Here is an 8,693-nt window from a genome sequence, read left to right on the forward strand (position 1 = left end):
CGAAAGGACGTTCCATGCCCGATGACCACCACCGTGTTGCGGTCAAGGACCTGCCGCCGGAGTTCTTCCTGCCGCCGGCGGACAACGCCGACCTCTGGCGAGAGACCCGGACACTGCTCCTGCTGTCCTTCGGTTTCATCTTCGCGCTCGCAGTCGTCGTCACGCTCACCCAGGGGATCGTCATAAAGCTCTGACGCATAGCCGTATTCCGGTCCGAGCGCGTCCGAATCGGTTTTCCTGTCCGGCGGGGCGCCAGCAGCAACGGCCACACTGCTGGCCGGCGTGTGCACCGGCCAGCAGGCAAGTGCGACGGTGTACGTAACCCTGTCCAACAGCCATTCCGAATGTGCCGATGCGGTCGGTTTCACCCTCGCCCGAGTGAGAGTGCCCAGACCGACCGCCGGGCGAGCGACCGCCACCGGAACCGGCTGCTGGCGCCCAGCCCTTGCTCAGCCGTTCGAATGCGCAACTCAGGGGCCGATCTTCGCCGACCTCTGAGAGCGTCGCGGCACCTCCAACACCGTCACGACGGAACGCCGCCCGCGTCCGCTGGCGGAAGACCCCGACAGATGTCGGCCAGCATCTCCCGGAGCAGCTCGAATCTGTCAGCACCGATGATGTTGACCACCTCGCCGTCGAGTGCAGTGCTGATCGCCAGACCATCCCGCAAGAGTTCATGGCCGAAATCGGTGTAGCGAACGATCTTGGCGCGCCCGTCGACGGGGTGCGGGGCGCGCTCGAGATAGCCCAAGGACTCGAGTTCGTTCACGAGCTGGCTCACCGCGTTCTTGGTCACGCCGAGGGCCACCGCGAGGTCACTCACCCGACTGCCCTTCCAGTCCAGGTAAACCAGTAGTCGCGCGTGAGCAGGACGCAGCTGGGAGTGCCCCAGGCGCTGCGCTCGCACCAGGCTGGCACGTGTCATCCACTCGCCGAAGTCAATAGCGTGACGTTGGAGCGAGTTCGACTGGAAATCGCGAACCGCGTCGCTGTCTGCGACGCGGCGCTTACGCCTGACCATGGAAATCTCCCTTCGCGTGTGTTTCCAGCCAGTCCGGGCTGAAGGTACCGGCGCGCCAGGTGTCGGCGGGCGCGTCACCTCGCAACCCCCAACCGGTGCAGCGGACGCGCCCGGCCCGCCCATCGACGGAATCCATCAAACGCTCGACGTATGCGAGGGACTTCGGTTCCCCCACCAGCTGGCCGACCGCGTTCTTGCTGACCCTCGGCGCCAGAGCGAGTTCGCTTACACGGCCGTCCGTTATACCTAAGAACGCCGTCAGGCGGGCGCGGCGGACGCATGTGAACGTGCCGTGCGTTGCAATCGCCGTGAGACCGCAAGGGTGATCCAGTGGTCGGATTTAATCGCGTTGCGCTGCACCGACTTCGATTGAAAGTTGCGGACCGCGAGCTGGTCGGGCTCGACACTTCTTGCCTGTCATCGCAGCGCCTCTTCCTTCGCGTGTGGCCGCCTCCGCCCGATCGATACGAGATTGACAGCCCGGCTGATAGTGAAGGTATCTTCACCATAGTAGGGGTAGGCGCCCCTTCGATATGCCGAACCCCCGAAGTGTTTTGGCGGTGCTTATAGAAGTTGGTCCGTCCGCGCGCCTCCCGCGACTCAGAACGGCGAAGGGATTCAGATGAACTACAGCCCGACCGGTCGGAAGCTGCCGCAACCGACGCTAGCGAGTGCCCCGTTTTGGGCGTCGGGCGCCGACGGCATCCTCCGGGTATCTCGATGCAGCGATTGCGGCAAATGGCTGCACCCCCAACCTCCCGCGTGCAGCCAGTGCGGGTCGCGGAACATCGAAATGGCGGCCACCTCGGGCAGGGCTCAAATCCTCGGTTTCACGCGCAACGAGCAGCAATGGCTTCCGTCGATGCCTCCCCCGTACGTCGTCGCGGTGGTCGCGCTCGACGAGGACACCTCGGTGCGATTGACGACAAACATCGTGAACTGTGACCCGCTCGAAATCTCGATCGGAGATCCGGTTCGCGTGACCTTCGAGCGCGGCACCGATGACATCTGGATCCCCTTGTTCGAGCCCGATCCGGATGTAGTTGATCGTCAACCGCTTCCCGCGCCGGAGGACGTTAGCCGGCACCTACGCGGGCCGGCGACGCCGCGCAAGTTCGAGGACCGCGTCGTGATCTCGGGTATCGGACAGTCCCAGGTGGGTCGGCGACTGATGGTCGACCCGCTGAGCCTGACGATCGACGCGTGTCTGGAGGCCATCGCCGATGCCGGACTGCAGCCTTCCGACATCGATGGTCTGGCAACCTATCCGGGCGCGGCACCGGCCGGCATGTCGGAAGGCGGCATCATGGCGGTCGAAGAGGCGTTGCGTCTGCATCCGACCTGGGTAAGCGGCGGAGCGGAGGTGCCCGGGCAAACGGGTTCCATCGTCGCGGCCATGCTTGCCGTGGCCGCCGGGCTGTGCCGTCACGTGCTGTGCTTCCGGACGGTGTGGGAATCGACTTACGCAGCACTCACGCGAAGCGGTATTTGGTTGCCGAGCGACGGCCGGGCCACCGACATGTACGAGTTCCGTGCACCGTTCGGTGCGATGTCAGCTGCGAACTGGATCGCCTGCAACGCAACGCATTACCTGCACAGGTACGGCGATACCCGCGAGACCCTCGGATGGATCGCACTCACGGAGCGAGCCAATGCCGCCGCGAATCCCGAAGCCGTTTACCGGGACCCGTTGACCATGGAGGACTACCTTTCGGCTCGGATGGTCTCGACTCCCTTCGGCCTGTACGACTGCGATGTTCCAGTAGACGGCGCCGTGGCGGTGATCGTGTCGGCTCGCGAGACGGCCGATGATCTTGCGAGCACGCCCGTCTACGTCGAGGCGGTCGGTACCCAGATCCTGGAGCGATTGTCCTGGGACCAGAGCACGTTCACCCACTTGCCTCAATCGCTAGGTCCGTCACGGCACCTGTGGACGCGCACCGCGCTCCGCCCCGATGACGTGGATGTCGCCCTGCTCTACGACGGATTCACGTTCAACGCGTTGTCGTGGCTGGAAGGTCTGGGCTTCTGCGGACTCGGCGAGGCGCGCGATTTCATCGGCGAGGGCCGCGGGATAGCCGTCGACGGAACGCTGCCGATCAACCCCCACGGCGGACAGCTGTCCGCGGGCCGCTTGCACGGCTACGGATTCGTGCGGGAGGCCGTCCTCCAACTGCGCGGCCGCGCACCTGGTCGGCAGGTCAGTGATCCCCGCGTGGCCGTGGTCTCCGCCGGCGGAGGGGTCCCCAGCGGCGCAATGCTTTTGCGCGTAGACGCTTAGGTCAAGCGGCCCACCGGCGCATCGTGTCATCATCTGCGACGGTTGATACTTCGGTCTCGTCCGGAGGTCGCAGATCGCCGACGGGCCGGACCACTGACGACCTGAGTGGCCTCATCGACCATCCATTTGACGGCAAGTTTGGACTCCCGAACGTCAATGCGCGGACCATTTTCGCAGACATAGATGACTACGTGTACTTTGTGTGTCGTGACGGGCCTGTCGGCCCGGAGGATGACCGCAGAGAGGAATTGCCATCATGCTTGTTCACAACGCCGTAGCCGTCGTCACCGGTGGTGCCTCGGGTTTGGGCTTGGCGACCACCAAGCGATTGCTCGACAAGGGTGCGTCGGTGGTGGTGATCGACCTCAAGGGTGAGGATGTGGTAGCCAAGCTGGGTCCGCGTGCCCGTTTCGCGCAGGCTAACGTCACCGACCCTGAATCGGTGTCGGCCGCCCTGGACATCGCCGAGGAGATGGGGCCGCTGCGCATTAACGTCAACTGCGCCGGGATCGGCAACGCGGTCAAGACGTTGGGCAAGGACGGGCCGTTCCCGCTGGACTGGTTCAACGCGGTCGTTCAGGTGAATCTGATCGGCACGTTCAACGTGTTGCGTCTTGCCGCCGAACGGATTGCCAAGACGGAGCCGATCGGGGAGGAGCGCGGCGTCATCATCAACACCGCTTCGGTCGCCGCGTTCGAGGGCCAGATCGGCCAGGCGGCCTACTCGGCGTCCAAGGGCGGTGTGGTGGGCATGACGCTGCCGATCGCGCGCGACCTGGCCCGCGAGCTCATTCGCGTGGTCACCATCGCCCCGGGCCTGTTCAAGACGCCGCTGCTGGGCTCGTTGCCCCAGGAGGCGCAGGACTCCCTGGGTAAGCAGGTGCCGCACCCGGCCCGCCTTGGTGACCCCGATGAGTACGGTGCTCTGGCCGCCCATATCGTGGAGAACCCGATGCTCAACGGCGAAGTGATTCGTTTGGACGGGGCGATCCGGATGGCGCCGCGATGAGCGCTTGCGCGAAGAGCTGGGAGCACAAATGACGATCACGACGAAGTTCACCGAGGCCTTCGGTGTCGATCACCCGATCGCCCAGGGCGGTATGCAGTGGGTCGGTCGCGCCGAACTCGTTGCGGCCGTGGCGAATGCGGGTGGGTTAGGGTTCATTACCGCGCTCACCCAACCGACTCCGGCGGATCTGGCCAACGAGATCGCCCGCACCCGCGATCTCACCGACAAGCCGTTCGGCGTGAACGTCACTATCCTGCCGTCGATCAACCCCCCGCCCTATGACGAGTACCGCCAGGTGATCGTCGATGCCGGTATCAAGATCGTGGAGACCGCCGGGTCCAATCCGGCCCCGCATCTGCCGATGTTCCACGACAACGGCATCAAGGTGCTGCACAAGTGCACCTCGGTGCGGCACGCGGTGAAGGCGCAGAGCCTCGGTGTGGACGGCATCAGCATCGACGGTTTCGAGTGCGCCGGCCATCCCGGCGAGGACGACATCCCCGGCCTGGTGCTGATTCCGGCGGCGGCCAAGCAGATCGAGATCCCGATGCTCGCCTCCGGCGGCTTCGGCGATGCCCGCGGTCTGGTCGCGGCGCTGGCGCTGGGCGCCGATGGCATCAACATGGGCACCCGGTTCATGGCGACCGCCGAGTCGTGCATTCACGACAACGTCAAGCGGGCGATCGTTGACGGTGACGAGCGTGGGACCGAGCTGATCTTCCGGTCGCTGCACAACACCGCGCGCGTGGCGAGCAACGAGGTATCGCGCGAGGTGGTCGAGATCCTCAAGAAGGGCGGCCAGTTCGAGGACGTCAAGCACCTCGTTGCCGGCGTGCGCGGACGCCGTGTATTCGACGACGGTGACCTCGATGCGGGTATCTGGACCGTCGGCACGGTCATGGGTCTGATCGAGGACATCCCGACGTGTCAGGAACTCGTCTCCCGCATCGTCGCTGAAGCCGAGGAGATCATCGCCGTCAAGTTGAGCGGAATGCTCAAGGCTGGGGCTCGGCTGTGACCTCGATGGCCGTCGATACGTGGCTCGAGTTCATGGAGAGCGGCAACGAGCAACTGTTACACGACATGCTTGCGGACGACGCGGTGTTCTACTCGCCGGCCGTGTTCACCCCGCAATCCGGAAAGGCAACATGCGCCAGATATCTTCGTGCCGCCGAGAGGATGTTCGCCGGAAGCGACTTCCACTACGTCAACCAGTGGCTCGGCGATAGATCGGCCGTTCTTGAGTTCGTCGTGAGCCTCGATGATGTCCACATCGAGGGCATCGACATACTCGCGTGGAATTCCAGCAACCAGATCACGTCGATCAAGGTCATGGCCCGTCCGCTTCGCGGCTTGCAATCGCTGATCCAAAGAATGGGCGAGCAGCTGAAGGAACCCACTACCTGAATCGCGGCGGCCGCTTGTTGGACCGTGAATCGGTCCTTCCGTCGCCAGCATTGCCGATGTGGGTGTAGGACAAACCGTGGCGTGCTGCGATGCTCGGCGGAAGATCACGCGCTTCCCACATCGCCCGAACCGTACCCTGGATCGACTGCGGTCTCCGGCTTGCGATCTCGGACGCCAATCCCGCGGCGTGCGAGCGCAATTGGTCGTCGGACACGACCTCGGTGACGAGACCGAGACGTAATGCGGTTTCCGCCGTAATCCTTTCCTCACTGCCCATGAGAGCCCAGCGCATGACGTCGCCGTACGGCAGGCCCAGCGCCAGCATCCCCATCGGTTCCAGCGCCGACACGACACCGGCGTTGGCATGCGGGTCGAAGAACAGCGTCGACTGCGCACAGATCGAGAAATCACACTCATTGACGAAGTACATCGCTCCCCCGGCGACGATTCCGTGTAACGCAGCGATCACCGGCTTCCACACCAGGTGCGCCTTGGGGCCCAGGAGAGTGCCTGGATCCTCCTGGTTGAAGATCGGCTGGTCGAACCACCAGGCTCCCTTCGACACGTCGATACCGGTGCAAAAGGCGCGCTCACCATTGGCCTGTAGGACCACAACTCGGATGTCGTCGTCCTCTCGCACCCGCGTCCAGACCCGCACCAGTTCGGTCGCCATCTGCTCGTCAAAGCTGTTCATCTGCGCCGGTCGATTCAGCGTCACCGTGGCGACGTGGTCGGCGAAATCGAACTCGATGGCCACCAGGTTGTCCAACACATCCATCTGGATACTCCTCTATTGTTTCGGAGCGCGGCGGAATGCGGCTACCGCAGTCCGGAACTCCGGCGTACCGGTCAAAGTCGACTGGCCTTCCATTTCCACGATCTGCACGTCGCCGAGCGCCGCCATCGTCGCTGCGCGCATCGCCTTTTTGATCCAGCGCAGCGAGGGTCCCGACGTCGCGTCGAGAGCATCGACCACGGAGGCCAGCCCCGTGTCGAACGTCGCGTCTTCCACCAAATGTGTGATCATCCCCCACGAGTAGGCATCCGAAGCCGAAATCCGCTCCGCCAGCATCGCCATTCGGGTCGCCCTCGGCCGACCGATCGCCACCGGAAGGAGCGCCGACGTGCCGCCGTCCGGCATCAATCCGACCCGACTGAATGCCAACTGAAAATAGGCGGACCGCGCGACGACCGTGAGATCGCACGCCAACGCGAGCGTGCAACCTACGCCCACGGCGGGACCGTGCACGGCCGCCACCACGGGTTTGGGCAGTTCGATGATCGCTCGCACGACGTCGTTAGCGAGTTCACCGGCCCCCTCGGTGTCTCGACCGCTCAGGTCGCCGCCGGAGCAGAACGCGCGCCCCGCACCGGAGAGCACGACGACCGACGTCGAATCACGGTTCGCCTCATCGAGGCTGCGCTTGAGTGCGGCAAGCATCGGGGAGTTGACCGCGTTCAGCTTGCTCGGCCGATCGAGCACAACGTGCAGGACGTTGCCGTCTCGATGACTCGAGATCCCGCTCATAGTCCCAGATCGCGGCCGATGATGTCCTTCATGATCTCGGTGGTTCCACCGAAGATGGTTTGGATTCGCGAGTCGCAGTACTCGCGAGCAACGCGGTACTCCATCATGTACCCGTATCCTCCGTGCAGCTGCACGCATCCATCGATGACCTTCTTAGCCAATTCGGTGCACCACCACTTCGCCTTGGCTGCCTCAATGGCAGTGAGTTCGTCGTCGACGACCGCCTGTAGACAGCGGTCAATGTACTGCTCGGCGATCTCGAGTTCAGTGTCCATTTCGGCCAGCAGAAAGCGGTTGTGCTGGAAGCTTCCGATCGGTTGACCGAACGCCTTTCGATCCTTGGCGTACTGCAATGTCTGTCGCCATGTTTCGCGTGCGCCGGCGACGGCGCCGATGGCGATCGATAACCGCTCGGAGGGCAGGTTATGCATGAGGTGGTAGAAGCCGCGGCCCACCTGGCCGAGCACGTTCGCGCCGGGCACTCGGACGTCCTCAAAGTTCAGCTCCGCGGTGTCCTGGGCGTGCAACCCCATCTTGTCGAGCTTGCGGCCGCGGGTGAAACCCGGCATGTCGCGCTCCACCACGAGAAGTGTGAAGCCCTTGTGGCCGGCATCGGGATCCGTGCGCGCCACGACCACGACGAGATCGCTGTTGATGCCGGCCGAGATGAATGTCTTCGCACCATTGAGTACCCAGTCGTCACCGTCTCGTGCCGCCGACGTGCGGATCCCGGCGAGATCGCTGCCCGCGCCCGGCTCCGTCATCGCGACCGCGACGATCGTCTCACCGCTGACGATGCCCCGCATCCAGCGGGACTTCTGCTCGTCGGTCGCCAACGACTTGAAGTACGGTCCCACGACGTCGTTCTGCAGCGACAGCGAGGGCGCCGCCAACCCGCATCGCGCCAACTCTTCGACGATGACCGCGTTGAAGCGGAAGTCCTCGGTGCCGCCGCCGCCGTACTCCTCGGGCATGTTGAACCCGATCAGGCCGTACTTACCCGCGGCAGCGTAGGCCGACCGGTCGACGAGGCGATCGCGGTCCCACTGTTCGGCGTGTGGCGCGACCTCCCGTTCGATGAACTGTCTGGTGGTCTCGCGCAGGGCTTCGTGTTCCGCTTCGAATACCGTTCTCTTCATGTCCTTCTCACTCTCCGTGGATTCGTCGCATCTCGGCACCCACCTTGCCGGCCACGCGTGACACCACAGCGGCCCCACGGCGACGCAGATCGGCATCGGGCACGGGCAAGAGCGACACCCCCGACGGACTCGTCCAGCTAGACGTGCTGGGGACCAGCCAGCGCGACGAGAGCACGGTGCGGGGTACGGCCAGCGTGCTGTTGCCGTCGCGGGCCCACGGTGCGGTTGTCCTGCCCGTGCCCGATGCCGATCTGCGTCGCCGTGGGGCCGCTGTGGTGTCACGCGTGGCCGGCAAGGTGGGTGCCGAG

9 protein-coding genes and 1 pseudogene are annotated in these 8,693 nt (G+C 64.5%); 6 read left to right on the forward strand and 4 right to left on the reverse strand.

Annotated elements, in window-relative coordinates:
• Positions 1-14 precede the first annotated feature (14 nt).
• Positions 15-194: a hypothetical protein gene (locus A5695_RS18150; protein ID WP_068085052.1), complete on the forward strand. Its 180-nt coding sequence runs from the start codon at positions 15-17 to the stop codon at positions 192-194.
• A gap of 329 nt (positions 195-523) precedes the next feature.
• Here A5695_RS18150 and A5695_RS18155 read toward each other — a convergent pair whose 3' ends face one another.
• Positions 524-925: a MarR family winged helix-turn-helix transcriptional regulator gene (locus A5695_RS18155; protein ID WP_231974890.1), complete on the reverse strand. Its 402-nt coding sequence runs from the start codon at positions 923-925 to the stop codon at positions 524-526.
• A 718-nt stretch (positions 926-1,643) separates the two neighbouring features.
• Here A5695_RS18155 and A5695_RS18160 point away from each other — a divergent pair.
• From A5695_RS18160 to A5695_RS18175, 4 genes are all read left to right on the forward strand, one after another.
• Positions 1,644-3,302, forward strand: coding sequence for an OB-fold domain-containing protein (locus tag A5695_RS18160; protein ID WP_068085058.1), 1,659 nt, complete (start codon positions 1,644-1,646; stop codon positions 3,300-3,302).
• A gap of 256 nt (positions 3,303-3,558) precedes the next feature.
• Positions 3,559-4,311: a 3-hydroxyacyl-CoA dehydrogenase gene (locus tag A5695_RS18165; RefSeq protein WP_068085061.1), complete on the forward strand. Its 753-nt coding sequence runs from the start codon at positions 3,559-3,561 to the stop codon at positions 4,309-4,311.
• Positions 4,312-4,339: 28 nt separating this feature from the next.
• Entirely contained in the window at positions 4,340-5,329 is a 990-nt protein-coding gene (locus A5695_RS18170; RefSeq protein ID WP_068085064.1) for a nitronate monooxygenase family protein, read from the forward strand.
• Between the two features lie 5 nt (positions 5,330-5,334).
• Entirely contained in the window at positions 5,335-5,718 is a 384-nt protein-coding gene (locus A5695_RS18175; RefSeq protein WP_068085109.1) for a nuclear transport factor 2 family protein, read from the forward strand.
• Here the strand turns inward: A5695_RS18175 and A5695_RS18180 are convergent.
• From A5695_RS18180 to A5695_RS18190, 3 genes are read right to left on the reverse strand one after another with little or no spacing between them, the layout of a single operon-like run.
• The gene (locus tag A5695_RS18180) at positions 5,711-6,496 is read right to left on the reverse strand and encodes an enoyl-CoA hydratase/isomerase family protein (protein ID WP_068085066.1); all 786 of its coding nucleotides are present in this window, start codon (positions 6,494-6,496) and stop codon (positions 5,711-5,713) included. The genes A5695_RS18175 and A5695_RS18180 overlap by 8 nt on opposite strands.
• Positions 6,497-6,508: 12 nt before the next feature.
• A complete protein-coding gene (locus A5695_RS18185) occupies positions 6,509-7,246 on the reverse strand; it encodes an enoyl-CoA hydratase-related protein (RefSeq protein WP_068085069.1) in 738 nt (245 codons plus the stop codon).
• Positions 7,243-8,385, reverse strand: coding sequence for an acyl-CoA dehydrogenase family protein (locus A5695_RS18190; RefSeq protein WP_068085073.1), 1,143 nt, complete (start codon positions 8,383-8,385; stop codon positions 7,243-7,245). The genes A5695_RS18185 and A5695_RS18190 overlap by 4 nt, the downstream gene beginning before the upstream one ends.
• Before the next feature lie 44 nt (positions 8,386-8,429).
• Here A5695_RS18190 and A5695_RS29765 point away from each other — a divergent pair.
• Positions 8,430-8,693, forward strand: a pseudogene (locus tag A5695_RS29765) (hypothetical protein); the annotation flags it as partial.

This window comes from Mycobacterium sp. E1747 (genome assembly GCF_001667775.1).
In the GTDB taxonomy this organism is placed as follows: domain Bacteria; phylum Actinomycetota; class Actinomycetes; order Mycobacteriales; family Mycobacteriaceae; genus Mycobacterium.

Excerpts from the sequence above, each read along its gene's own strand:
- A5695_RS18150 (WP_068085052.1), top strand. The coding sequence starts at position 15 with ATGCCCGATGACCACCACCGTGTTGCGGTCAAGGACCTGCCGCCGGAG.
- A5695_RS18190 (WP_068085073.1), bottom strand. The coding sequence starts at position 8,385 with ATGAAGAGAACGGTATTCGAAGCGGAACACGAAGCCCTGCGCGAGACC.
- A5695_RS18185 (WP_068085069.1), bottom strand. The coding sequence starts at position 7,246 with ATGAGCGGGATCTCGAGTCATCGAGACGGCAACGTCCTGCACGTTGTG.
- A5695_RS18155 (WP_231974890.1), bottom strand. The coding sequence starts at position 925 with ATGACACGTGCCAGCCTGGTGCGAGCGCAGCGCCTGGGGCACTCCCAG.
- A5695_RS18165 (WP_068085061.1), top strand. The coding sequence starts at position 3,559 with ATGCTTGTTCACAACGCCGTAGCCGTCGTCACCGGTGGTGCCTCGGGT.
- A5695_RS18160 (WP_068085058.1), top strand. The coding sequence starts at position 1,644 with ATGAACTACAGCCCGACCGGTCGGAAGCTGCCGCAACCGACGCTAGCG.
- A5695_RS18170 (WP_068085064.1), top strand. The coding sequence starts at position 4,340 with ATGACGATCACGACGAAGTTCACCGAGGCCTTCGGTGTCGATCACCCG.
- A5695_RS18175 (WP_068085109.1), top strand. The coding sequence starts at position 5,335 with ATGGCCGTCGATACGTGGCTCGAGTTCATGGAGAGCGGCAACGAGCAA.
- A5695_RS18180 (WP_068085066.1), bottom strand. The coding sequence starts at position 6,496 with ATGGATGTGTTGGACAACCTGGTGGCCATCGAGTTCGATTTCGCCGAC.